Genomic DNA, 25022 nt, shown 5'->3' with positions numbered 1-25022 from the left:
TTAACGGCATGAGTCATGCAAGGTAAACCACTCTTAACATCGGCATTTCGTTGCTGGGATCTTTGGCTCATAATTGACTCCTTTCCCGCTTTCCATAAGGACAGACCGACGTGGTCAAGCCGTTGCCTCGTCTGAGGCTACAGGGGTTCAACAACCTCACCAAGGCGTTGAGCTTCAACATCTACGACGTCTGTTATGCGCGTACCGAAGAGGAGCGTCAGCGCTACATCGAGTATATCGATGAGCAATACGACGCCGATCGTCTGACGCAGATCCTGACCGATGTGGCCGAGATCATTGGCGCCAACATCCTCAATATAGCACGTCAGGACTACGATCCGCAGGGGGCATCGGTGACGATCCTGATCTCCGAAGAGCCGGTGATCGACAAGAAGCAGGCCGGCAAGGAGTTGATTTCCGATGCCGTGGTTGCTCATATGGATAAGAGTCATATCACTGTCCATACATATCCGGAAACGCATCCGCAGGAAGGCATCGCCACGTTCCGCGCCGACATCGACGTCGCGACCTGCGGCGTGATTTCGCCGTTGAAGGCGCTCAACTACCTGATCGAGAGTCTGGAATCAGACATCGTGATCATGGATTACCGCGTGCGCGGCTTCACGCGCGATGTGAAGGGCAAGAAGCATTACATCGATCACAAGATCAACTCGATCCAGCAATTTCTCGCCAAGAACGTGAAGTCGCGCTACGAGATGTTCGACGTCAACGTCTACCAGGAAAATATCTTCCACACGAAGATGCACCTGAAGGACTTCGACCTGGATCAGTACCTGTTCGAAGAGCGCGCCAAGAACCTCTCGTTCAAGGAGCGCATGAAGATCGAAACCCTGCTCAAGCGCGAAATCGAAGAACTGTTTCACGGACGCAACCTGAGCGAATAAGCGCAGGAGCCTCCTGTTGCGTGCTTGCTTGCAAGTGCGCAAACGCCACAAGGCGGGACGGCCCGCCACGCGACGACCTCGCGTTCCACAGCCGACGGCGGCCCAGTGTGCAAACACTGGGCCGCTTTTTTTTTGTCTGTTTTTTTCTGTGAGGAGTACTGCAATGCCCTGGATCCATCTGTTGCTGGCCGGCCTGTTCGAGATCGGCTTTGCCATGGGACTGAAATACAGCGACGGCTTCACTCGCCTGTGGCCGACCGTGCTGACCATCGGCCTTGCTGGCACCAGCCTGTGGTTTCTGACGCAGGCGCTGAAGACCATTCCGGTTGGCACCGGCTATGCGATCTGGACCGGCATCGGCGCCCTGGGCGTGACCATTGCCGGTATCGCGCTCTTCGGCGATAGCGCCTCTTGGTCGCGCTTGGCGTGCATCGGTCTGATCGTGGCTGGCGTGATCGGGCTGAAGCTGGTCGGGTAGTCAGTCCCCCAGCGTTTGCGGCGCAAACCCCGGACTCCGACTCGGAGTCTGCCTATCGCCACGCCTTTGGCACGCCCCCTCAACAAAGGGGGGGGCGCTTCAGTGGCGTACCGGGGAAGCAGTTGATCGCTGTGTCGGGTGTACTCGGGTGCAGGCTAGATTTTGGTCGCCGGTCGCCGGTCGCCGGTCCCCGATTTCCGATTTCCGATTTCCGATTCCCGGCTAGAGGCGGTAGGCAACCGTCTTCATCAGCTTGGAGGCCAGGGCCATTGCGCTGGGGATCGGAGCCGGGAGCGGGCGGGCGCCGGCCTGCTCGGCCTGATCGGCGTGGCGGGCCTCGTCGATCTTCATCACACGCAGGATGGCGCGGCTGCGTTGGTCGCTCTGGGGCAGGGTTTCCAGGTGCTCATCCAGGTGGGCTTCGACCTGACGTTCGGTCTCGACCACGAATCCCAGGCTCCAGTCGTCGCCGCGCAGCCCGGCCAGCGCGCCGAGCGCGTAGCTGCCGGCGTACCACACGGGGTTGAACAGGCTGGGGCGGCTGTCCAGCTCGTGCAGGCGGTCGGCGCACCAGGCCAGGTGGTCTGTCTCTTCCTGGGCAGCTTCCAGCAGGTGGTGCTGGGTGTGCGCGTCGCGGGCGACCGCGGCCTGGCCGAAATACAGGCCTTGCGCGCACACCTCGCCAACATGGTTGATGCGCATCAGGCCGGCGGCATGGCGACGCTGCTCCGGGTCCAGGACGACGTCGGGTGTGTCGGCGGCGGGATTGGGGCGTTCGGCCGGCGGATTACCGAAGACGGTGTCCAGCGCGCGCTGGGCTTCGACCAGCAGCCGGTCGAGCGGGCTGTGCAGGCGGGTGGGGGAGATCTGGGTCATACGGCGATTCTGGCCCCGCTCCGCCGTGCTGCCAACCGCCATGGCGCAGGTGTCGCTGCAACTTGCGTCGCCGCCGAGCGTCCCGTACAATCCCGCCTCTTCTGTTTCGCCTTCACAACGCGTGGCAAAGTTCCAGTGGTCATCGGCCGCTGCAATCCGCCCGACCACTCAAGAGTTTTCTCATGACTACGTTCACCGCCAAGTCCGAGACCGTTCAGCGCGACTGGTATCTCGTTGACGCCGCCGGCAAGACGCTCGGCCGTCTGTCCACCGAACTGGCCCGCCGCCTGCGCGGCAAGCACAAGCCGGTTTACACCCCTCACGTCGATACTGGCGATTACCTCGTGGTGATCAACGCCGAGAAGATCGTCGTCACGGGCAACAAGCTGAAGGACAAGAAGTATCACCGCTTCACCGGCTACATCGGTAACCTGAAGACCGAGAGCCTGGAGCAGGCGCTGCAGCGCCACCCGGAGCGCGTGATCGAAATCGCCGTCAAGGGCATGCTGCCGAAGGGCCCACTGGGCCGCACCATGTACCGCAAGCTCAAGGTCTATTCGGGTGCCGAGCATCCGCACGCCGCCCAGCAGCCGCAAGTTCTGGATATCTAATCATGGCTATCACGCAAAACTACGGCACTGGCCGCCGCAAGTCCTCCACCGCTCGCGTGTTCCTGCGCAAGGGCACCGGCAACATCACCGTCAACGACCGTCCGCTGGACGAATTCTTTGGTCGTGAGACTGCGCGCATGATCGTGCGCCAGCCGCTGGAACTGACCAAGAACACCGAAAGCTTCGACATCATGGTCACCGCCTCCGGCGGCGGCACCACCGGCCAGGCCGGTGCGATCCGTCTGGGCATCGCCCGTGCGTTGGTCGAGTACGACGAAACCCTGAAGTCCGAGCTGCGCAAGGCTGGCTTCATGACCCGCGACGCTCGCGAAGTCGAGCGTAAGAAGGTCGGTCTGCACAAGGCCCGTCGCGCCACCCAGTTCTCCAAGCGCTGATCCATCGCGTTTGGCGCGTCCTGGTTCGCCGGGATGCCTGCTTCAAAAGCCCGGCCATGCCGGGCTTTTGTCGTTTTGGAATTCCGGTGTGTGGCCCTGCGAGCGCGTAGCGAAAATCGTCTTGGAGACTGAACGCAATCAGCCTGAACGCAGGTGCGCGACGTCGCCGCCGGACGCCGGGCAACAAAAAAGGCCCGATCTTTCGATCGGACCTTTTGTGTTTGGCTGCCCCGGATGGATTCGAACCACCGAATGCCTGAGTCAGAGTCAGGTGCCTTACCGCTTGGCGACGGGGCAATAAACGTGTTGGTCCAAGATTATTGCATGCCCGTGAGGGCGTGAATACCTTGGTGGCTATGGGTGGACTCGAACCACCGACCCCAGCATTATGAGTGCTGTGCTCTAACCGGCTGAGCTACATAGCCTAGGGAGCCGGCAATTCTCACGATGCGCCGTGCTGTTGTCAAGCATTTCGTTTTCAGCTTGTGAGCCGGGCGTCGCCGTGGCAGAGTCGGTGGCAGTAGATTTTCAGGAGTCCGCATCGTGATCGATCCGGACGGTTTCCGGCCAAACGTCGGCATTGTGCTGATGCGGCAGGACGGTCAGGTGTTCTGGGCGCGACGTGTGCGCAGGGACGGCTGGCAGTTCCCGCAAGGTGGCATGAACACCGATGAGACGCCCGTTGAAGCCATGTACCGCGAGTTGCGCGAAGAAACCGGGTTGTTGCCTGAGCATGTGGAATTGCTCGGCGCCACGCCTGGATGGCTACGCTATCGGCTTCCCAGCCGGGCGGTGCGCCGCAATGAGCGGCAGGTGTGTATCGGGCAGAAGCAGGTCTGGTTCCTGCTGCAGTTCACCGGCGACGAATCCCATCTCAAGCTCGACCATACCGACACCCCGGAGTTCGACCACTGGCGCTGGGTGGACTTCTGGTATCCGGTCGAGCACGTGGTGATGTTCAAGCGCGGCGTCTATGCCCGCGCGCTGCGTCATCTGGCGCCGCTTGCGCAGAGCCTGGCCGGTCCGGCGGCAGTCGGTGCGATGCCCGAGCATGCGCTGGAGGCGTGGTTGCCGGGCAGCAGCGCGGCAGGGCACGACAGCCCACGCAAGCGGCCACGCAAGCGCAACGGGGCTCGTGCGATGCGGATTAATAATGATTAACGGATGGAATTGACACCTATTCTCGTTTGCGGTGCAATCAGTGCCGGTCCTTTCCGGATCGCCAACACCCGACCGATACTGTGTACGTCTGCATCTGTAATGGGGTCACCGACCACCAGATCCGCGAAGCGGCCGAGAATGGCTGCGCCAGCCTTGCCGAACTGACCATGCGCACCGGATGTGGGTCCAATTGCGGCTCGTGCCTGGAGATGGCGGGCGACCTGTTGAGCCAGGCACATGCCACCCGCGCATTGCCGTTGCCGCTCCTGGGGCTCGCGAGCGCTGCCTGAGGCAGCACGTTTAGGGGCCGAGGGTTCCGACGATGGCCTTGGAGATTTCCACGCGGTACCTGATGCCAGAGGTATCTGCCGTCCCGCGCCGCGAATGCCCGTGGCATCCCTGCGCCGCTGGGGCTACCTGCAGCGAAGTGGTTGCTCGGTAATGACCGGCACAGGACGTCAGCCGGTTACCAGCCTGATCCGCCATTGCAGCTGCCAGCGCCTGGCAGCTCCTGCGGCGCACGGCGTGTCCCGCAACTGATCACGATTCGCGTTCCTTCATGCGCCGCGCCAACGCGCTAGAGTGCGGCCGGCTCACTCTCTCGGAGACATCGCATGAAGGGCGATACCAAGGTCATCGAGTACCTCAACAAGGTGCTCTACAACGAACTCACTGCGATCAACCAGTACTTCCTGCACGCCAAGATGCTGAAGAACTGGGGCCTGAAAGAACTGGCCGAGCATGAGTACAAGGAATCCATCGACGAGATGAAGCATGCGGACAAGCTGTCCGACCGCATTCTGTTTCTCGAAGGGCTGCCCAATTTCCAGGCCTTGGGCAAGCTGCGCATCGGCGAGAACCCGACCGAGATGTTCCGCTGCGATCTGACCCTGGAGCGCGAGGCGGTTGTCGTGCTGCGCGAGGCGGTGGCGTATGCGGAGACCGTCAAGGACTACGTGAGCCGCCAGTTGCTGGTGGACATCCTGGAGTCCGAAGAAGAGCACATCGACTGGCTGGAAACCCAGCTGGACCTGGTGGCGCGCATCGGCGAGCCGAATTACCTGCTGACCAAGCTGGACGACTAACGCGCGTCTGGTCGGGGTTGTCTTTATTTGGCGCTGAATTTACGGGTGCGCGGCACTTCTGCTGGTCGGTGTTTTCGGCGATTGTTTGCTGATGACCTGCTTCTACAGATTCTGTTGCCGGGTGAGAGTGCGTGGCTTCGCCATACCCTCACCCCAATCCCTCTCCGGCAGGAGAGGGGCTCTGGTGTCCTTCCGGGAGCAGGGAGGCTTGAGCGTCCTTTCGTGTGCGAAGGCGTTGAGCATCAGAGCGATTTGAGCCTCGCGATAACGGATGCAGGTGACGGTCACCAGGCGTCTGCCGCTGCTTCGACAGCACTGATGTGATTACTGATTTGTCGTGCTGGCGTCGGCTTGCAGGCGGGCGACCTGGCCCAGCAGGGCGAGGCGGGCGCGGGCGTATTCGGCGATGACCAGGGCGACCATGACCGAGGGGCGTTCGATGGTGCCGGTGCGGGCGGCCAGTTCGATCCGCCGTGCCGCGTTGGACACCGCCTGCGCACCGACGTTGGCGCTGGAGGACTTGAGGGTGTGGGCGAGGTCGCGCAGCTGCATGCTGTCGCGGTTGGCGGCGGCCGCTTCCAGTTGTTCGATGATCAGCGGTGCGTCTTCCAGGAACAGCTGCAGAATGGTGATGGTATCCGCGCCGGCCACGTCGTACAGCTCGTCGATCACGCTGTTGTCCAGGATCGGCAGGGCGCGTGCCTGCGCAGCGGCGCTGGCGCTTTCGGGATCGTGGGGCGCCTGGCCGGCGTTGCTTGGGCCGGGCAGCAGCGCCTGACGCGGTAGCCAGCGTTGCAGGCAGGCGTCCAGCTGTTCGCGTGCGACCGGCTTGGACAGATAGTCGTCCATGCCGGCGGCCAGGCAGCGTTCGCGGTCGCCGGCCATGGCGTTGGCGGTCATGGCCACGATCGGCACCGGGCGGCCGCCGCTTTCGGTTTCCATGGCGCGCCAGCGGCGAGTGGCGGCATAGCCATCCAGCACCGGCATCTGGCAATCCATGAAGACCATGTCGTAGCGGGTGGATTCCATGCGGGCCAGTGCGGCTTCCCCGTCGGTGGCGGTGTCGGCCTCGAAGCCAAGCACCGCCAGCAGCTTCTGCGCGACCAGCAGGTTCACCGGGTTGTCTTCGACCAGCAGGATGCGCACCTCGCGGGCATTGGCCATCGGCGGCGGCAACGGCTCGGGGATCATCGCCGAGGCCAGCGTGGTGGCGTGGGCGGGCTTGGGTTCGGGCGGCAGCACCAGGGCGCGCAGGGTTTCGTCCGGGCTCAGGCGTGGCACCAGGGTGGCGTGATCCTGCAGTTCGCCCGGTACCGGTTCTTCGCCGTACAGCCAGATCAGCCGCGCGCTGTTGGCATTTTCCGGGCGCGCAAGTGCGCGGTGCACTGCGCGTGCGCTGTAGCGCAGCGTGTCGTGGTCGGCGATGACGCAGCGGAAGCCTTGGCTGTCGCTGTGCCGGCGCACGCGTTCGAGCGCTTCCTGGGTGGTTTCCATGAGCACGTGGGACACGCCCCAGCTGTCGAGCAGGCGCTTGAGGCGTTGCGACAGGCGCGCATCGGAGCTGATCACCATCACGCGTGCGGCGTCGGCGCCGGTGGCCTGCTGGAGGTCGCCGATGACCTTGAGCAGCGGGATTTCGAACCAGAACGTGGAGCCGCGCCCGGGTTCGGATTCCACCCCGATGCGGCCGCCCATCAGGTCGATGATGCGTTTGCAGATCGCCAGCCCCAAGCCGGTGCCGCCGTACAGCCGCGTGGTGGAGGCGTCGGCTTGTGCGAAGGAGCGGAACAGGCGTGCCTGCTGGTCCGGGGCGATGCCGATCCCGGTATCGCGTACCTGGAAACGCAGCAGATGCTGGGCGCGCGTTTCGCCCAGGCGGCGCAGCTGGATGTCGACGCTGCCGCGTTCGGTGAACTTGATGGCGTTGCCGATCAGATTGCCCAGCACCTGGCGCAGGCGGATCGGATCGCCGCGCACCAGCAGCCGTACCGACGGTTCGATATCCAGGCTCAGGCGCAGCTGGCGGCCTTCGGCGGTGCGCTGCAGCAACTGCATGACGCCGTCGAGCAGTTCGCGCAGATTGAAGGTGGTGATTTCCAGTTCGAGCTTGTTGGCCTCGAGCTTGGAGTAATCGAGGATGTCGTCGACGATGCGCAGCAGTTGCAGCGAGCTGCCGGTGGCGGTCTGCAGCATGTCGCGCTGATCAAGGCTGAGCTGGCCGCTGGAGATCAGCTCCAGCATCGGAATGATGCCGTTGAGCGGGGTGCGGATCTCGTGGCTCATGGTGGCCAGGAATTCGCCCTTGGCCAGGGTCGCGGCCTCGGCGGCCTGCTTGGCGCGCAGCAGTTCCTGTTCGAGTTCGCCGTGGCGCCGCAGTTCCTGCTGCAAGCGTTCGCGGGCCAGGTCGGCTTCCTCAAGGCGCTGCGCCAACGCGTGCTGCGCATGGGCGGCACGGTGAGCGGCAAACGCGGCACACAGTCCGCAGACCACCGCCAGCACTGCCGACACCGCGCTGACGGCGCGCCACGGGCCCTGTAGCGAAGACCACTGCAGGCCTGCGCCGAGTGCGGCTGCCAGCGCGGCCAGGACTGCCAAGGTGCTCCAGGCGCGAAGACCTGCTGCCCGCTCTCTCACTCAGAGCACCGCGCTTGTGAAGTCGAAGTCCAGTTCCTTGCCGACGGTCTGCACCAGGTTGCCCTGGATGAAATCCACACCGCTCATCCACATCGCAGCCGCTGCCTGCGGATCTTCGATGCGTTGGCCGATGATCAGCAGGCCGCGCTGGTGGGCGATGTCGATCACGCCGCGCAGTTCGTCGCGCACCGCCGCGTTGCCGTGCGCATCGGCGAAGCGGTTGGCCATGCGTACGAAGCTCAGCGGCAACTGGCCCAGCAGTGCGTTGGCTTCGTCGCCGGGTTCGAACTGGCTAAGGCAAAACTGCACGCCGGCCGGCATCAACTTGGCGCAGAACTGCTGCACGGTGACGGCATGGATCAGTGCATCGTCCAGGCGCAGATCCACGATCAGCGACTGGCCGGCCACGCCACGTTCGACTAGTGCCTTGAGCAGCCAGTCGGCGAAGGCATCGCGGGCCAGCGTGCGCGGCGATTGCGAGACGAACAGGCGCAGCGGCGGGCTGGCGTGCTGGTACAGGTGCAGCAGGCCCAGCGCGTGGTCCATGACCTGCTGGTCCAGATCGGCGATGCGCCCGGCGGCTTCTGCGGCAGGAATGACCTGGCCTGCCGAGAGCAAGATGCCATCGGCCTGGCGCAGCCGCAGCAGCACCTGGTACTGCGCGGTGTCGCCGCCGGCCACCGCCACGATCGGCTGATAGGCCAGTTCCAGTTGGCCTTCGACCAGCCGCAGTTGTTCCTGCTGTTCGGCCTGGCTGGGCGCCAGATAGGTCTGCACGCCGTCGCTGCGCAGGCGTGCCTGCAGCGCGGTGCGTTCGACCGCTTCCAGCGCGCTGCCGGTGTCGTCGAAGCCCAGGCCCAGCGGTGCGACGCCGATGGCGCAGCGCACATGCACGGATTCTTCTTCGCGCACCGGAAAGGCGTTGGCTGACAGCCGATGGCGGATCTCCAGCGCCTGCTGTTCCAGGCTGGCTTCGGGCATGTCGACGGCCAGCAGCAGGAAGCTGTTGTCGTTCAAGCGCGCCAGCGGGTAGGGCTGGGCGGCGCTGGCCAGGCGGTGCCCGGCCTGGGTCATCAGGCGCTCGTAGGCGGCATAGCCGTAACGCTCGCGCAGGCCGAGCGCGCTGGCGATCTCGATGAAGAACAGGCCGCCGGACTGCTTGCGCTCCAGCGCGTCGGCGAGCAGGTCCATCACGTGGCCGCGGGTGGGCAGGCCGGTTTCCGGATTGCTGCGCACGCTGACCTGTTCGCCGGCTTGCTGCAGTGCCTGTTGGCGTGCGCGGCGGATGCGGTTGGACACCGCAGCGATCAGATGGCGCGGGCGGATCGGCTTGGTGAGGAAGTCGTCGGCGCCGCTGTCGAGCACTTCGAACTGGCGCTCCGGGTCGGGGTCGCCGGTCAGGAACACGATCGGCAGCAACTGCTGACCGGGCTGCTGGCGGATCAGCGTGGTCAGGCGGATGCCGTCCAGCTCGGGCATGTGCAGATCCATCAGGATCAGATCCGGGTGATAGTCCTGGATCGCCTGCGGCACGCTGGCGGCGGTCATCTCGACCTGCGCATGCATCCCGGCGCCGTGCAGCACGCTCTGCGCAAACAAGGCCTGCGAGCGGTCGTCTTCGACGATGAGGACGCGGTACGGCGCATCGGCGGCGACATTGTCCTCGCCATCGTGCGGCGCGGTGGGCGCTGCCGATGTGGGTGACACCGTGGGCGCCGATGCTGCGGCAACACGTGCGCTGCCGCTGGCCGCCACCGCGCGCGGCACCACCACGGCCACGGCCGGGCTGGCCGCCGCTGCAGCGGCAGGCGCAGGAATGATCGCCGCGCTCACCGGCACAGCGGCGTCGGCCGGCGACGCAACCTCATCGGCCCAGCGACGCCAGTGGTCGGCCGGTGGGGTCTCGGCGCGAAGTGGGCGATTACGCGTGGCGGTGTCGTCACGTGTGGTGGAAGAAACCGGATCTCGGGCGGCCATCGATACTCCCTACAGTCGCTGTGATTATGCGATGAACTTCACGGTAGCGGGGAGCTGCGTGCAGTTGGCGTGGCGGCAGGGCGCATCGGCGCAACCAGCCGACGCATGCCCCGCCACAGCAATCGCCAGACCCACCACACCACCAGCCCCGCCATCAGGCTGGAGCCCACCGCAAGACCCAGTGCCAGCCAGGGGTGCGCCAGTGCCAGTGCCAAGGCGGTGGTGGCGATGGTGTCTTCGGCCAGCGAGGCGATCCAGTTGCTGGCCGGTTCGGGCGAGGTGTTGAGCAGTGCGCGGGTGCCGGCCTTGAGCGTGTGGCTGGTCAGCGCCACGCCGGCACCGGCCGCCAGGGCGCCTGCGCCCAGGTCGCCATCGGGCGAGAGCGTCGCCGCTGCGAGGAAGGCGCCGGCTGGCACGCGGGCCAGCGTCTGCAGCAGGTCCCAGCCCGAATCCACGCCCGGAATCTTGTCGGCGAAGAATTCGGCCACTGCCAGCGCGCCGGAGGTGCCCAGGACCCACCACGACTGCGCCGGATGCAGCGCCGACGGCAAGTCGATCCAGCCCAGCAGGCCGGCCAGGCCGACGCCGAACACGGTGAGATAGACCCGGATGCCGGCCAGCCAGGCCAGCAGGATGCCGATCACGAACAGATGCGCTTCGCTCATGGCGTGGTTCCCTGCAAACAATTGCAGAACTATCGCAGAACTTTGGGATAACCGCCGGTCCAGCGCCAGCGCGACGATTGTCTGGGCTCTGGCACACTACGCCGCCCATGATTGCGCCGGCCCGTCCGGACCCGATGCCCATGAGACCAGCCGCACGCGTGCAGATCGTCCAACGTGCCTCCGGCGGTGGCCGTTCCGGTGGCCGCTGGTTGTGGCTGCTGGTTGCCATCGTATGGCTGGCTTCGCTGGGCGGGGCGTGGTGGATGGCCACCCGCACGGCCGCCCCGCGGCTGGTGAAGGCCGAGGCAGCGCTGCAGCAGGCGCAACGCAGCCAGGTCCAGCAACGTCGGCAGATCGAGCAGTTGCAGCAGCGCCAGGTCAATCTGGCGATGTCCGACAAGATCAGCCGCGCGGCCAATACCGAAGTGCAGGCCTCGCTGGCCGAGCGCGACGAGCAGATCGCCGCGCTGCGCGCCGACGTGGCCTTCTACGAGCGGTTGGTGGGCTCCACCGCACAGCGCAAGGGGCTCAACGCGCACTCGGTGCAGTTCACCGCCGAAGCCGGCGGCACGTGGAACTACAGCGTGGTGCTGACCCAGAACCTCAACCGCGGGGCCATCAGTCAGGGCCAGCTGCGCTTTGCGGTGGAAGGCGTGCGCGCCGGCAAGCTGGTGACGGTGAGCTGGAACGAATTGCACCAGAAGCCCGATGCCGCCGGGCAACCGTACTCGTTCCGGTATTTCCAGCAGCTGGACGGTAGCGTGATCCTGCCGAAGGATTTCACCCCGCAACGTGTCAAAATCTCCCTGAGCGGCGATGGGGCGCCGGGGCGCCGGTCAGTCAGACATTCGATTGGAAAGTCGCCGGCAGTGGCGCGGGGGAGTAGCTCATGTTCGGAAACAAGTCCAACCGTGGTGCGCAGACCGTGGTCGATACCTTGATCGGGCCGCAGGTGGTCATCCGCGGCGACCTGACGTTCAGCGGCGGGCTGTATGTGGAAGGCCGCATCCTGGGCAAGGTGATTGCCGAAGACGGCGCCAGCGCCACCCTGACGGTGGCCGAGCAGGGCAGCATCGAAGGCGAAGTGCGTGCGCCGGTGGTGATCATCAACGGCCAGCTGACCGGCGATGTGCATGCGGCCGAGCGGGTCGAACTGGCCGCCAATGCGCGCGTGCAGGGCAACGTGCACTACCAGGTGGTGGAAATGAGCGCGGGCGCGCAGCTTACCGGGCGGCTGATCCATGCCACCACGGCCGGCGCAACCGCGGCGCTGCCGGCCCCGGAACCCAGCCGTGCCGAACCGGTCACGGCGTTGCAGGCCGAAACCGCCGACGCCTGAGCGCGGCATGCGCGGTGAATGCCGCAGCAGCCGATGCGGCGGCATGGCTTGAAGTGGCGCGCTCCGGCCCCCATGCTGGCGCCATGAGTACGCTCGTTTCGCTTCCTACTGCCGCCCCGGCGCCGGACTACCAGTCCATCGACCGGCCACTGAACTTTTCCGTGGCCGCTGCCGCCAAGGTGCGCGAGCTGATCCAGGAAGAAGGTAATGCCGACCTGGCATTGCGCGTGTACATCCAGGGCGGAGGGTGTTCCGGTTTCCAGTACGGCTTCGAGTTCGACGAGAACCGTGCCGAGGACGACCTGGCCGTGGCCACCGATGGCGTCACGCTGCTGGTGGATCCGCTGAGCCTGCAATACCTGATGGGCGCCGAGGTGGATTACACCGAGAGCCTGACCGGCGCGCAGTTCGTGATCCGCAATCCCAACGCGAAAACCACCTGCGGTTGCGGGAGCAGCTTCAGCGTCTGATTGCATCTGGGTAGATGCGGATTGTGTGACGCATCTGGGTAAGCGCGGATTGCGGCGCAGAGCGCGTGCTTCTGCAGTGCATCTGCATTGATGAATAAGGTGACTGTCGAACGTGGGATCGGTCGCGGCAGAGTGGCATGCTGGTCTCGCTCGATGTTGACCAGCTGGCGATGAGGTGGGCGCATTGCAGGTGACGGGACTGGTCTGCATGCCTCGCTTACCTTGCGGTGCGCGCTGTGATGAGGAAGGCGCATCGCTTGCTTCGCCGCTGCAGTTCGTCGGGCGATTGCCGACCGCCATCACGATGAGGCTGCCAACGCGAACCGCGCAGTGCGCGCATGGCGGCGACTGATCAGGCAGGCGTGTGAGTGCGTCCACGCTGAGCGATTCTGCGGCAATCCTTCAGTACGATGACAGCGCTGCGCGCCACCTCGTGACATGTAAACAGCGATCCACGCGCCGCGTTGAAAGTGCCTGTGCCACGCGCGACGTTGCAACGATCTTCAGCACGACCACAGGAATACAGCGCGTTGCTGTCGATAGCCAGGCACGCATCTGATTGCGTGGGTTGCGCCCGCAAGGCGGGCGACCTGCACGCGCGCGTAACGCGCTACGACGCTTTCTGCGCCGCAGGTTTCGCGGCGCGCGCGCCAGCTTCGTGCGTGCGCGATGGTGCATGGATCCAGATGGCCATACTGCGTGCGTGCTTACCGCTGACGCCACGATATGCGCGTTTTCTCCAGGCATTGCCGCTCGTTCACGCTGATCCACCGCGGTCATGTGCGACACGGTGCTGACACGCCTGCCATGCCTTGTGCCCATTCCAAGCCGTTGCGCAGTGACCACTCCCTCTCCTTCCGCACCTCGATCGCACCGGCGTTGGGTGATTGCTGCGCGTCTTCCGTCCTTCCCCAAGAGAGCATCACTTCATGTTGCAGATCAACTCCCGTTCGGCGTTTGGCCTGGCGGCCATGTTGGGCATCGCCAGCGCAGTGCTTGCACCCAGCGCGCAGGCCGCGCCCGCGCGGCACCTTGCTCACCAGCAATTTCCTGACCAGCTACACCCGTGATGCGATTGGTGCGATGCTGGCCTCCGAGCCGCAGGCCGAGCAGCCCAAATGCAATGTCCGTGTTGCCGAATTCACCTATGCAACCGCATCTGGCGTGCTGCTGATTCCGGATGGCAAGCGGTGTGCCGGGCCGTATCCGTTGCTCGGCTGGGGGCGTCCGACCGGAACGGTTCGCGCCGAGGAGCAGGCCAAGGACATCCGCGATGCCAAGGGCAACGACCCACTGGTCACGCGCCTGGCCAGCCAGGGGTATGTCGTGGTCAGCAGCGATTATCTGGGCCTTGGTAAGTCCAACTACGGTTATCACCCGTATTTGCACAGCGCGACCGAGGCAAGTGCGACCATCGATGCGATGCGCGCGGCGCGCAGCGTGTTGCAGCGCTTGAACACGCCGCTGTCCGGCAAGGTGATGCTGTCGGGTTATTCGCAGGGCGGCCACACGGCGATGGCCACCCAGCGTGAGATAGAAGCGCATCTGTCCAAGGAATTCCAGCTGGTGGCCAGCGCGCCGATCTCCGGGCCTTACGCGCTGCAGCAGACGTTTTTGGACAGCTGGAGCGGCAGCAACGCGGTGGGCGAAAGCAGCTTTGGCATCATTCTGGGCAGCTATGCCATCGTCGCGATGCAGCACACGTATAAGAATATCTATCTGGAGCCCGGGCAGGTGTTTCAAGACCCGTGGGCGGCCAAAGTGGAGCCCTTGTTCCCGGGCAAGCAAAGCCTGACCGATCTGTTTCTCGGCGACACCTTGCCAGGCATCGATCAACTCAAGGCGTATTTCCAGCCTGGCTTCTACCGCGACTTTGCCAGCAATCCCGCCAACCCGTTCCGCCAGGATCTGGCGCGCAACGATCTGCTGGCGTGGACGCCGCACACCCCGACATTGCTGTGTGGTTCGTCCAACGATGCCACCATTCCGCTCAAGAACGCGCAGACCGCCATCGCCAGCTTCAACCGGCGTGGCAGCAACCAGGTGGCGGTGGTGGATATCGGCACCGGCAACTCCAGCGACAACTCGGCCTTCGTCCATCTGTTGACGAACGAACCGTGCATCGTGGCAGTGCGGCATCAGCTGTTGGACAAGCAGCGCTGACGCGGCGGTCGTTGCTTGACGCTGCCGAAGGGTTTGCAGGGGCGGGCGTCTCGAAGCCCGCCCCTGCAATGGCTTCACTGCAACCGATGCAATGCACTGCCATGACCACTGGCTCACGTGCGTGTCCTGACAGGGCCGCACCCGCGCGCTGTCCAGTGACGGGGGCAGCGTGCCACTTGGCGTGAACCGCATCCCGAGCCAGTGGCCAGCGCGAGCGCCGTCCGCGTCTGAACACGCCCCGCAGGCGCGCTCGATAGAGGGCGTACGATGGTTGCAGGCGCTGCCGATTATCGGCAGGCTTGCGCCGATGTCAGAGTCTCTTTTTTCATCTTCCGGTTTTGCCTTCACCCACGCGCCGCTCGATCGCGGCGATGTGCTGCGTGACGATCCCGACGCCCTGGCGCATCTGTGGCCACAAGGCCGTGTGCTGTTGATCGACGCCAAGGGCGCGGCGCTGGCCGATGCCGATGGCCAGCCGCTGTTGCTGGATGGCGCCGAACTGGGCGACGGGCCGGAGGCAGCGATCTTCCTGGGTCTGCGCGATGCGGTGGGCTGGTTCTGCCTGCCGGCCGACATCGTCGCGGTGCAGGCGCCGCAGCGGATCGATCTGCGCCAGGCCGCTGCCGACTGGCCTGCCGAGAGCGCTACCGCCTTCGCCTATGCACGGGCGATGTTGCACTGGCAATCGCGCACGCGCTTTTGCGGCGTGTGCGGCGGTGCGATCGCGTTCCGGCGCGCCGGCTTCATCGCGCACTGCACGCAATGCCAGACCGAGCATTACCCACGCGTGGACCCGGCCATCATCGTTGCGGTCAGCGATGGCGCGCGTTTGCTGCTCGGTCGTCAGGCCAGTTGGGCGCCAGGACGTTATTCGGTGATTGCCGGGTTCGTCGAACCGGGTGAGTCGCTGGAGCAGACCGTAGCGCGCGAGGTGTACGAAGAAACCCGCGTGCATGTGCAGGACTGCCGCTACCTCGGCGCGCAGCCTTGGCCGTTTCCGGGGGCGCTGATGTTGGGGTTCACCGCGCGTGCCGCTGCGACCGAGGTGCCACAGGTCACCGGTGAGCTGGAAGACGCGCGCTGGGTCAGCCATGTGCAGGTCAGCGCCGCGCTGGCCGGCGAGGGCGATATCGGGTTGCCGCCGCGCATTTCCATCGCGCGTGCGTTGATCGAGCATTGGCATCGTGCGCATGGCTGAGTCTGGCCGGCTCTTGCGGTGTTGCAGCGGCGCTCGCGTCCGCTCGGCTAGACTCGGCTGAGGAGGCCTGCCCATGTTCACCACCCTGGTTGCCGTCGTCGTCGCGCTCACGCTGGGCCATCTGGTACCGGCGCAGGTGGCCAGGCTGCGCAATTTCGCCTGGTTCGGCCAATGGCTGCGCCGGCTGGATGGTTACGCGGCCGGGCGCGGTGCGTGGCAAGGGCGCTATGGCGTACTGCTGGCCGTGCTACCGGCGCTGCTGGTGTTGCTGGTGCAGTGGCTGCTGGACGATGTCTGGCACGGTTTTCTGGACTTGCTGTTCGGCGTGGCGGTGCTGGCCTGGACCTGGGGCCCGCGCGATCTGGATCGCGATGTGGAAGCGGTCATCGACGCCGACGAGCCGCACACGCGGCGCGAAGCGATTTCGCACCTGCAGGCCGCCGGCGGCAGCGTGCACGAAGACGCGCCGTCGCTGGTGGAAGCGGTGGTGGTCAATGGGTTGCGGCGTTGGTTTTCGGTGCTGTGGTGGTTTCTGCTGCTGGGGCCGTTCGGCGCGGTGCTGTATCGGCTCACCGCCCTGGCGGTGGAAAGCCCGCTGGCCGTGTTGCTGCCGCCCCGCAATCTGGCTGGCGCGCGCTGGCTGCTGGCGGTGCTGGAGTGGCCGGTGGCGCAGTTGATGACGATGTCGATGGCGCTGGTGGGTAACTTCGACACCGTGTTTCGCGCCTGGCGCGAAGCGCATGGCAACCGCTGGTCGCTGGAACCGCATTTTCTCGGCGCCGTTGCGCGTGTCAGCGTCAGCGCCGAGCTGCGCGAGGAAGCGCACGACTACACCGATTCGGGCCTGGTGCCGGTCTGGCGCCGCCTGCCGGAAGTACGCGATGCGATGAGCCTGGTCTGGCGCGTGCTGCTGCTGTGGTTGGTGGTGCTGGCGTTGTTGGTGATTGCGGGCTGGGTGCGGTAGCGCCGCGCGTGACGTCGGGCGAGAAGATGTGTAGCGCCCGGCCCTATGGGAACGTCGGCCCCTCGCGATTGTTCGCGGTCTAACCCGGCGCCAGCAAGGTAAACGGGTACCACGGCAGATTTCTTGCAACCCAATACGCCGGCAAGGCCCACAACCAGAACTTCGGTTCGGACATCGCCGCAACGACGGGTGCAAACCAGCGTGCGCGCCAGCCGGCTTTCCAGGCGATCAGGCCGGGCAGCGCGAACAGGCCGAGCACCGCTGCCGGATTCATCGCGAAGGCGCCGGGCAGGTCGAAGTGCACCAGCGCATACAGCGCGCGGGTCATGCCGCAGCCGGGGCAGTAGCAGCCGGTCACGGCACGGAACACGCAGGGCGGGAACGGGCTGTTGCTCGCATTCGGATCGAAGCGATACAGCAACGACACGCCAAGGGCGGCCACGCTGGTGGCCGCCCCCAGTCCAAGCCAATGGCGTGGACGCAGTTCCATTACTGCATGTGCTGCAACTGCTGCATGTAGTCCATGTAGCCCTGCATGCCGCCGGTGGCCACCATGCCGATGTTGATCAGCAGGCCGATCGCGGCCAGCACGCTGGTCACGATGCACCAGGTCTTGGCGGTGTTGGAGGCACGACGTGCGCCGTCGATGTCGCCCTGGTTGAGCAGGCCGTTGACCTTGCTGGAAAACACGATCGCCACGATGCCGGAAATCAGGGCCGGGCAGCACAGGCAAAAGCCCAGCACGGTGGACACGATCGCCCAGATCAGGTGATTGGGCACCGGGCCGGGCGCGGCGCTGGACGAGGGATGGATCGGCGGTGGCATGGCACTCATGGTGAAGCTCCTTGGGTGGTAAACAACAGCGAACTGATGGGTGAGTGGGGTGGATTATCGGGCGCCATGCGCGGCGGTGATGCGCCCGGTGTGCGCTGACGATGGCCGGATGGTCCTCGTGCGAGGTTTGGCGCGGGCGTGAGCGGCGAGCAGCGTGTCGGTAGCGGTAGCGGCGAGTGGCGCTGCGCGCTGCCGGATATCTGCTCGCGCCAGCGACCTTGCGCTCCACGCCTGCGCAGCGAGCGAACGCAGCGGCATGCCCATCGCTGTCGGCACAGCCAGCCGCTGCAATGCGCGACACCCGCCGATCACGGCAGACGCCTCAGGCGCGATGATGTTGAGCACAACGACGTCCCCCGGTACGGCCGGCCGCGTCCGCTTGGCGGCTGCGACGGCAAAGCGTGCAATGGCGCACAGGCTACTCGCGGCGCGCCATGGACGCAAAGCCTGCACCCGCAGGGCTCAGGGCTGATCCTGCCGTAGCGTGCGCACCTGTTGTTCGAGCAGCGCGGCACTGGCCTGATCGCCGGCGACTGCCGCCCCTGCCATCACTTCGATCTGCGCGCGCATCCGCCGCGGCACCCGCATGCGGCCCAGGCGCGTGTCGCGCCGGCTCCACATGCTCGACCACATGCCGCGCAGCGCCATCGGAATGACCGGCACGTTGCGGCGCTGCAGAATCTTCTCCACGCCGGACTTGAAGGGTGCGATGTCGCCATCCTTGGTCAATGCGCCCTCGGGGAAGATGCATACCAGCTCGCCATCGGCCAATGCGGCATCGATGCGGTCGAAGGCCTGTTGCATCAATGCGGGGTCTTCGCGCGCGCCGGCGATCGGGATGGCCTTGGCGGTGCGGAAGATCCAGCGCATCACCGGGATGCGGAAGATCTTGTAGTACATGACAAAGCGCACCGGGCGCGGAATCACCGCCGACAGGATCAGCGCGTCCATGTAGCTGACATGGTTGCACACCAGCAGGGCGGCGCCCTCGTCGGGCACATGCGTGTCGATAGCGCGCGCGCGCAGGCGGTACAGCACGCTCACCAGCACCCAGCTGAGAAAGCGCATCAGGAATTCGGGCACCAGGGTGAAGATCCACAGCGCCACCAGCGTGTTGGCGATTGCCAGTGCCAGGAACACCTGCGGAATGCTCAAGCCCGGCAGCGGAATCCGTACCCCGATCAGCACCACGTGCGGCAACTGCAGCGCGATACCGATCACCGCCGCGGCCACGATAAATAACGAGTTTTGGATGTTGAGCCCGGCGATCACGCGCGACAGTTCGGCCTTGGGCGTGCGGCTCTGGATCAGCGCAAACAACGGCACCACGAACAGGCCGGTGAACAGGCCGATGCCGACCAGATCGATGATCAGCCGCACGCTGCCGGGCTGCTGCACGAACTGGCCGATCGACAGGCCGGTGACCGGCGCTGCACCAGGCCGGGCGAAGTACAGGTCCAGCAGGAAGGCGCTGATGCCGAACGCACCCAGCGGCACCAGGCCGATTTCCACGGTGCGGCCGGACAGCCGTTCGCACAGCAGCGAGCCTGCGCCGGTGCCGATCGAAAACAGCGCCAGCGCGAATACGTACAGATCCTGCTGTCCGCCCAGGTTGAGTTGGGCATAGGTGGGCAGCTGCGCGGTCAGCACGGTGCCGATGAACCAGAACCACGACACGCCCAGCACCGAGTTGCGCACAGCCAGCGTGCGTCGGGTCAGGCGCATGATGGCGCGCGATTCGGGAATGGGGTTCCAGTTGATCTTCAGCTCTGGGGCGCCGGCATCCACGCGCGGTACCAGCCGCGCCACCAGGTTGCCGGTCACCGCAATCGCAATCACCGCGGTGGCGGCAGCCTCCGGCCCATGACTGCCGGCGATCTGGAAGATCAGCCCGCCGAAGATCATGCCGCACAGGATCGAAATGGAGGTACCCATTTCGACCAGGCCATTGCCGCCGGTGAGTTCTTCCGGCTTCAGCACCGATGGCAGGATCGAATATTTCACTGGGCCGAACAGCGTGGACTGCAGGCCGGTGCAGAACAGCGCAATCAGCAGGATCACCATGTTCTCGGTGATGAAGCCGATGGCGGCCAGCGACATGATCGCAATCTCCATCGTGGTGGTGATCACGATGAGCTTCTGCTTTTCCAGCTTCTCGGCGATCTGCCCGGCCAGCGCGGAGAACAGGAAGTACGGCAGGATGAACAATGCCGGCGCCAGGTTCGTATACAGCGTGCGCTGGGCGGCATCGATGCCGAGATAGAACAACAGGCCGATGATGGCCTGCCGATAGACGTTGTCGTTGAACGCGCCCAGCGCCTGGACGGCGAAGAACGGCAAGAAGCGGCGCTGCCTGAGCAGGGCGAACTGACTGTGACCGGACATGCAGTTTCCTTTGCGAACGCGCGCAGCCTAGCAGGCTTCCATGGTGTGGTGGCGGTTGCGCTCAGCGGCTTCTACGTGCCGGTGGCCTGCGTTGCGCGAGCTGGGCGCGCAGCAAGGCCACGAAGGCGCGTGCGGCCGGGCTGGGGTCGGGCCGCCACACCGCATAGGTCAGAAAGCGGTAGCGCTCCTTCAAGGCCACCGTGACCACGCCCCGCATGGCGCCGGCCATGGTCTGCGGGACGATGCCTACGCCCAGGTTGGCAGCGACCAGTTCGCGCACCAGATCGGCATGGGTGACTTCGTACTGCTGGCGCTGCCGCAGGCCCCCCTGCGCAAACGCAGCATCGATGATGCCGCGCACGCCGGCACCGGGAACCAGCCCGGCCATCGGTTCGTCGTCCAGCTCGGCCAGCGCCACCCGCTTGCGCGCGGCAAAGCGATGGCCGGGCGCCACGATCAAGGCCAGCGCCTCTTCATGCAGCAGCAGGCGCTGCGCCGGCACCGCGACCTGCGGGCCGACGCCGACCAGGGCGACATCCAGCCGGCCTTCGCCCAGATCGTCCAGCAACGCCTCGCTCATGGCGGTGCGCAGATGCACGTCCACCCGCGCATGCGCGCTGCGGAACTGATGCAGCAAGGCCGGCAGTTGCACGGTGGTGAGCGAGGAAATCTGCCCCAATGCCAGCCGCCCGCGCACGGTGCCCAGCGCCTGCGCCATTTCCTCGTGCAGGCGCTCGGCAGCGCGCAGGGTCTGGCGGGCGTTGTGCAGGAACACCTCGCCGGCGGCGGTGGGCCGCACCTGGCGGGTGCCGCGTTCGAACAGGCGTGCACCGAAGGTCTCTTCGATCTTGGCGACCTGGTGGCTGAGCGCCGATTGCACGGTGTTGCAGCGGCGCGCAGCGGCGGTGAAGCCGCCTTCTTCGGCCACGGCCACGGCAAATTCCAGTTGGCGCAAGGTCAGCATGCAATCTCGAAACAAGATGACGATAGTGAAAACAATACATTGGAAAGATGCCTGACGGCTGCCCACACTGTGCGCATTCCTTGACCAGGCAGCCGCCATGCAGACCGAGCCCAGCTCCCACCCGCCCTTGCCCCGTCGCTTGGTGCTGCTGATGGCCGCCGCCACCGGGTTGGCGGTGGCGAGCAATTACTACGCCCAGCCGCTGCTGGAAACGCTGGCGCAGGCATTCGGCATCCAGGTGCGCAGTGCCGGTGCGGTGGTCACCGCGGCGCAATTGGCCTACGCGGCGGGGTTGCTGTTGCTGGTGCCACTGGGCGACCGGCTGGAGCGGCGCGGCCTGATCGTGGGCCTGTTCGTACTGAGCGCGCTTGGGCTGCTGGTGAGCGCCAGTTCGCACAGTTTTGCGATGTTGCTGGCCGGCACCATCGTGACCGGCGCCAGCTCGGTGGCGGCGCAGATCCTGGTGCCGTTCGCCGCCACGCTGGCTGCGCCCCACGAGCGTGGCCGGGTGATCGGCACGGTGATGAGCGGGTTGCTGCTGGGGATCTTGCTGGCGCGCACCGCGGCCGGCGTGCTCGCCGGTGTCGGCGGCTGGCATACGGTGTACTGGATCGCCTCGGTCGCGTTGCTGCTCACCGCCGGGCTGTTGTGGCGCGGGCTGCCGCGCCATCCCGGCAATGCGCAACTGGCGTACCCGCAGTTGGTGGGCTCGGTGCTGACGCTGCTGCGCGACGATGCGGTGCTGCGTTCGCGCGCGGTGCTGGGCGGGCTGATCTTTGCCGGCTTCAGCATGTTCTGGACCACGCTGGCGTTTCTGTTGTCCGGGCCCAGTTATGGCTACGGCACGGCGGTGATCGGCTTGTTCGGCCTGATCGGTGCGGCCGGCGCACTGGCCGCCAATCGCTCCGGGCATTGGTCCGATCACGGCCATGGCGACCGCGTGAGCTGGGGCGGGTTGGCGATGTTGCTGCTATCGTGGGGGTTGCTGGCGTTTGCGCCGCAGTCGATCGTGCCGCTGATCGTCGGCGTGCTGCTGCTGGATATCGCGGTGCAGGGCGTGCATATCGCCAACCAGAGCGTGATCTATCAGCGCAACCCGGCGGCGCGCAATCGCATCACCTCGGCCTACATCACCTGCTATTTCATCGGCGGTGCAGTGGGCTCGACCCTGGGCACGGCGGCATATGCGCAGGCCGGCTGGAGGGGTGTGGTGATCGGTGGCGCGGTGCTTGCTGCGGCGGCGCTGGGCTGGGTGGGGCTGAGCGTGGCGCGCAAGCAGTGGAAGTGAGCGCGGGCGGTGGGGCGAGACGCAGCGAGCGCATGGAAGTGGCGATTGCGCGGCATCGCCGTGTTCGACATCGCCTACCGCATGGAGGCTGCATGGGCGGCGCGGCGCCCGGGCCTGTCGATAACAGGCTCTAGGCCTTGGTCGTCGCCAGACGCGGCGCGTTCTCTGCCGGCGCCGTGGTCACCGCCAGTGCTGCAGCGCGCAACTTGGGCAGCAGGCGCAGCGTCAATGCCAGCTGGTCGCGCACCAGGCGTTGCTTGGGCGGTAGTTGCACCGGATGGTGTTCCAGCGCTTCGGCGGTGGCCAGTTCTTCGCTTTCGTCGTGCGCCGGCAGCGGTTGGCGCTGGCCAAGGGCGCTGGCGATCTCGCTCAGTGCGCGCTGCAGATACTCGCCGGCCTGCGCGATGGTGGCATCGTGTTCGCCCTCCAGCGCGGCGCGGTGCGCGCCCAGTGCCGACAGATAGCCGAGCAAGGTGTTGGACAGCGCCAGGAAGCGAAAACCCGCATCCAGATTGCGCCGATAGCGGCCGGGTTCGCGCAGCATGTTGGATAACGCCACCGACAACGCGGCATCGGCGTTGTGCATGTCGCGGCGCGCAATGCGGTAGGGCAGGTCGTCGCGCTTGCCGCTGGCGTACTGTTCCAGCACCTGGGCCAGATAACGCGCGCAGCTGGCCAGCACCGTGGCCATCACCTGGTTCAGCCGGCGGCCCTGCCAGTCCGGCAGGATCAGGAACGAGGCGGCCGCAGCAATGGCGCAACCGATCAGGGTGTCGATCAGGCGCGGCCAGATCAGCACGAAGCCATCGCCCAGCAGGTTGAAGCAGAACAGCGCCATCACCGTGATGCCGGCGGTGGCCAGCATGTAGCGATCGGTGCGGGTGATGAAGAACACCAGCGCGGCGGCCAGCGCCAGCAGCAGTTGCACCTCGGTGCCGGGGAACAGCTGCATCAGCGCCCAGGTGGCGACCAGGCCGATCAAGGTGCCGGCAATGCGCTGCACCAGCCGCAAGCGCGTGGCGCCGTAATTGGGCCGGCACACGAATGCAGTGGTGAGCAGGATCCAGTACCCGTTGTCGGCATGGATGGATTGCATGATGGCGTAGCCCACCAGCAGCGCGATGGCCATGCGCAGACCATGGCGGAACAGCACCGAGCCGGGCGTGAGTTGCTGCACCAGCCGCGCGCCCATTTCGCGCAAGGTGTGCGGCGAGGAATCGCGCAGCCGGGTGTCGAGGTTGTCGCTGGTGGAATCGGATTGCGCCGCTTCGGACAACCTGCGTTCGATGCTTTGCAGGTTGGTCACCAGCAGTTCCAGCGCGCCGAGCAGGCGGGCCAGTGCGGGGTCGGCGCGCGCGTGCAGATAATCCAGCGATTGGCGCAGGTCTTCGGTGGCCAGGCGGCTGCTGTCGCCATAATCGAACGGATGGCGCAGGCGAATCGCCTCGCCCAACGCCGCGCACGCCTTGCCTTGCAGGGCGAGCAGGCGCTGGCAGCGATACAGCACGTCGCTGTGGAAGAACGCCTCGGTGAGCGCCTCGTAGGGATAGTGCGAGGAGCTGGCGCGCTCATGGAAGTCCTGCGCCATGTAATACAGGCGGAAATACAGGCCCGATTGCACGCCCGGCCGCCCCGAACGGCCGAAGCGGCTCATGATGGCGGTCTTGGCCGCATTGAGCGCGCCGACCACCTTGGCGTTCTGTTCGGCCAAGGCCAGCCGGCGTGCATGCAGGTCGCTCTGGCGTACCGGTTCGAACAGATCGGCCTTGAGCTTGAGGTAGCGGCCCAATTCGAAAAACAGCCGCGACAGCCGCTCGCGCACCGGGCGATTGGCGAACAGGATGGTCCACAGGATCGACAGCACGCCGTACCAGGTGGCGCCGATCAGCAGCAGCGCCGCGCCGTGCCAGGCGATCAGCGGATCGCGGCTGCCATGCTGGTCCATGCCGATCATGGCGTAGATCGACAAGGCCACCGTGGCCTGCGCGATGGAGGCATAGCGCTCGCCCAGCGCACCGAGCAGGGTCAGCGAGAAGGTGACCAACGCCATGCCCAGCACGAACGGCAGCGGGTACGGAAACAGCACCACCACTGCGGCGGCTGCGGCGGCGAAACACAACAGCGAGAGCAGCACCGATTTGATGCGACCCAGCCAGTTGTCGTCGGTTTCGGCAATGGCGCTGGCAATGGCGCCCAGAAACAGCGCCGGCACCGCAGTGAGCTGTTGCCAGTGCCAGCACACGCCCATCGCCACCGCCAGCGCGATGAACACACGCAGGCCATAGCTGGCCTTTTCATGGGCCCACAAACGGCTGAGGCGGGTCTCGAAGGAGGGAGTGGCCACAGTCTCTACAAGGCAGGGAGCCCGGGCATTATTGCCGCAGCCACGCGCCACCGGGGTGGACGGCGGCTAGTTCTTTGTCAGTAGCCGGCATGTGTGCGGACTGAGCGGAGTGCACGATTGCGCCGCAGCCCGCAGCCCGCAGCCCGCAGCCCGCAGCCCGCGCCTGCGCGCTTGAACAGCGGCTTGTCGGCGACTACCGCGAGCTGTTGCTCTGTTCGGCCGATACCAGTGGATGTCCGAACTTGCCCCCATCCGCCCTTCGGGCACCTTCCCCCGCCGGCGGGGG

Annotated in this window: 21 protein-coding genes, 2 tRNA genes and 2 pseudogenes; 14 read left to right on the top strand and 11 right to left on the bottom strand. The window is 65.8% G+C overall.

Translation table 11 applies throughout. From position 1 onward, the window contains the following. The first annotated feature begins 110 nt into the window (after positions 1–110). Both speD and J7367_RS09750 read left to right on the top strand, forming a co-directional pair. Positions 111–905, top strand: coding sequence for an adenosylmethionine decarboxylase (speD, locus tag J7367_RS09755; protein ID WP_007967854.1), 795 nt, complete (start codon positions 111–113; stop codon positions 903–905). 163 nt (positions 906–1068) lie between these two features. Continuing rightward, complete coding sequence (locus tag J7367_RS09750) at positions 1069–1383, top strand: multidrug efflux SMR transporter (protein ID WP_057658727.1); 315 nt, start codon at positions 1069–1071, stop codon at positions 1381–1383. 222 nt (positions 1384–1605) lie between these two features. On the opposite strand, the gene coq7 is transcribed toward J7367_RS09750, so the two are convergent. Then, positions 1606–2259 (bottom strand): 2-polyprenyl-3-methyl-6-methoxy-1,4-benzoquinone monooxygenase, encoded by a 654-nt coding sequence (gene coq7 / locus J7367_RS09745; RefSeq protein WP_022558100.1) that lies wholly within the window; start codon positions 2257–2259, stop codon positions 1606–1608. Positions 2260–2441: 182 nt separating this feature from the next. Between coq7 and rplM the strand changes: the two genes are divergently transcribed. Continuing rightward, on the top strand, positions 2442–2870 hold the full coding sequence (gene rplM, locus J7367_RS09740) for a 50S ribosomal protein L13 (protein ID WP_003483082.1): 429 nt from the start codon (positions 2442–2444) through the stop codon (positions 2868–2870). 2 nt (positions 2871–2872) lie between these two features. Continuing rightward, a complete protein-coding gene (rpsI, locus tag J7367_RS09735) occupies positions 2873–3265 on the top strand; it encodes a 30S ribosomal protein S9 (RefSeq protein ID WP_003483085.1) in 393 nt (130 codons plus the stop codon). Between the two features lie 222 nt (positions 3266–3487). Here rpsI and J7367_RS09730 read toward each other — a convergent pair. Continuing rightward, positions 3488–3562, bottom strand: a tRNA-Gln gene (locus J7367_RS09730). Positions 3563–3613: 51 nt separating this feature from the next. Then, positions 3614–3690, bottom strand: a tRNA-Met gene (locus J7367_RS09725). Between the two features lie 118 nt (positions 3691–3808). Here J7367_RS09725 and J7367_RS09720 point away from each other — a divergent pair. The 3 genes from J7367_RS09720 (at position 3809) to bfr (ending at position 5511) form a co-directional block, all read left to right on the top strand. Continuing rightward, positions 3809–4426, top strand: a complete 618-nt coding sequence (locus J7367_RS09720; RefSeq protein ID WP_057658725.1) for an RNA pyrophosphohydrolase — start codon at positions 3809–3811, stop codon at positions 4424–4426. 80 nt (positions 4427–4506) lie between these two features. Continuing rightward, the gene (locus J7367_RS09715) at positions 4507–4716 is read left to right on the top strand and encodes a (2Fe-2S)-binding protein (protein WP_029818492.1); all 210 of its coding nucleotides are present in this window, start codon (positions 4507–4509) and stop codon (positions 4714–4716) included. A 324-nt stretch (positions 4717–5040) separates the two neighbouring features. Beyond that, entirely contained in the window at positions 5041–5511 is a 471-nt protein-coding gene (bfr, locus tag J7367_RS09710) for a bacterioferritin (RefSeq protein WP_003483093.1), read from the top strand. A gap of 324 nt (positions 5512–5835) precedes the next feature. Here the strand turns inward: bfr and J7367_RS09705 are convergent, their stop codons facing one another. Genes J7367_RS09705 through J7367_RS09695 form a run of 3 tightly spaced genes read right to left on the bottom strand, consistent with a single transcriptional unit; the run spans position 5836 to position 10787 of the window. Next, entirely contained in the window at positions 5836–8106 is a 2271-nt protein-coding gene (locus tag J7367_RS09705; protein ID WP_057658723.1) for an ATP-binding protein, read from the bottom strand. Between the two features lie 39 nt (positions 8107–8145). Next, positions 8146–10122, bottom strand: a complete 1977-nt coding sequence (locus tag J7367_RS09700; RefSeq protein WP_057658721.1) for an EAL domain-containing response regulator — start codon at positions 10120–10122, stop codon at positions 8146–8148. A 38-nt stretch (positions 10123–10160) separates the two neighbouring features. After that, entirely contained in the window at positions 10161–10787 is a 627-nt protein-coding gene (locus J7367_RS09695) for a DUF4126 domain-containing protein (RefSeq protein WP_057658719.1), read from the bottom strand. Positions 10788–10927: 140 nt separating this feature from the next. Between J7367_RS09695 and J7367_RS09690 the strand changes: the two are divergent. The 6 genes and pseudogenes from J7367_RS09690 to J7367_RS09665 all read left to right on the top strand — a co-directional run bounded on the left by J7367_RS09690 (position 10928) and on the right by J7367_RS09665 (position 16921). Continuing rightward, positions 10928–11673: pseudogene (locus tag J7367_RS09690) on the top strand (DUF6776 family protein). Between the two features lie 3 nt (positions 11674–11676). Next, positions 11677–12126 (top strand): polymer-forming cytoskeletal protein, encoded by a 450-nt coding sequence (locus J7367_RS09685; protein WP_005914186.1) that lies wholly within the window; start codon positions 11677–11679, stop codon positions 12124–12126. A gap of 83 nt (positions 12127–12209) precedes the next feature. Beyond that, positions 12210–12596, top strand: coding sequence for an iron-sulfur cluster insertion protein ErpA (erpA, locus tag J7367_RS09680; RefSeq protein ID WP_002808218.1), 387 nt, complete (start codon positions 12210–12212; stop codon positions 12594–12596). A gap of 929 nt (positions 12597–13525) precedes the next feature. Further along, positions 13526–14759, top strand: a pseudogene (locus J7367_RS09675) (lipase family protein). 307 nt (positions 14760–15066) lie between these two features. Continuing rightward, positions 15067–15957, top strand: coding sequence for an NAD(+) diphosphatase (nudC, locus tag J7367_RS09670; RefSeq protein ID WP_057658717.1), 891 nt, complete (start codon positions 15067–15069; stop codon positions 15955–15957). 73 nt (positions 15958–16030) lie between these two features. After that, a complete protein-coding gene (locus tag J7367_RS09665; RefSeq protein ID WP_057658712.1) occupies positions 16031–16921 on the top strand; it encodes a cobalamin biosynthesis protein in 891 nt (296 codons plus the stop codon). Positions 16922–17000: 79 nt separating this feature from the next. Here J7367_RS09665 and J7367_RS09660 read toward each other — a convergent pair whose 3' ends face one another. The 4 genes from J7367_RS09660 to J7367_RS09645 form a co-directional block, all read right to left on the bottom strand. Next, entirely contained in the window at positions 17001–17411 is a 411-nt protein-coding gene (locus J7367_RS09660) for a DUF2752 domain-containing protein (protein WP_022558107.1), read from the bottom strand. Next, the gene (locus J7367_RS09655) at positions 17411–17755 is read right to left on the bottom strand and encodes a CD225/dispanin family protein (protein WP_005920117.1); all 345 of its coding nucleotides are present in this window, start codon (positions 17753–17755) and stop codon (positions 17411–17413) included. Before J7367_RS09655 ends, J7367_RS09660 begins: the two co-directional genes overlap by 1 nt. A gap of 462 nt (positions 17756–18217) precedes the next feature. Further along, entirely contained in the window at positions 18218–20140 is a 1923-nt protein-coding gene (locus J7367_RS09650) for an MFS transporter (protein ID WP_057658711.1), read from the bottom strand. A gap of 61 nt (positions 20141–20201) precedes the next feature. After that, the gene (locus tag J7367_RS09645) at positions 20202–21104 is read right to left on the bottom strand and encodes a LysR family transcriptional regulator (RefSeq protein WP_042676153.1); all 903 of its coding nucleotides are present in this window, start codon (positions 21102–21104) and stop codon (positions 20202–20204) included. 97 nt (positions 21105–21201) lie between these two features. Here J7367_RS09645 and J7367_RS09640 point away from each other — a divergent pair, with 97 nt between their 5' ends. Next, positions 21202–22392 carry an MFS transporter gene (locus tag J7367_RS09640; protein WP_057658709.1) on the top strand — a complete coding sequence of 397 codons (1191 nt, stop codon included), beginning with the start codon at positions 21202–21204 and terminating at the stop codon, positions 22390–22392. A gap of 130 nt (positions 22393–22522) precedes the next feature. Here J7367_RS09640 and yccS read toward each other — a convergent pair whose 3' ends face one another. Further along, positions 22523–24736 (bottom strand): YccS family putative transporter, encoded by a 2214-nt coding sequence (gene yccS / locus J7367_RS09635; RefSeq protein ID WP_057658706.1) that lies wholly within the window; start codon positions 24734–24736, stop codon positions 22523–22525. Positions 24737–25022 lie beyond the last annotated feature (286 nt).

Source organism: Xanthomonas sp. D-36-1 (assembly GCF_017746155.1).
Lineage (GTDB): Bacteria > Pseudomonadota > Gammaproteobacteria > Xanthomonadales > Xanthomonadaceae > Xanthomonas > Xanthomonas cissicola.
This window is presented reverse-complemented; position numbering and strand designations above follow the sequence as displayed.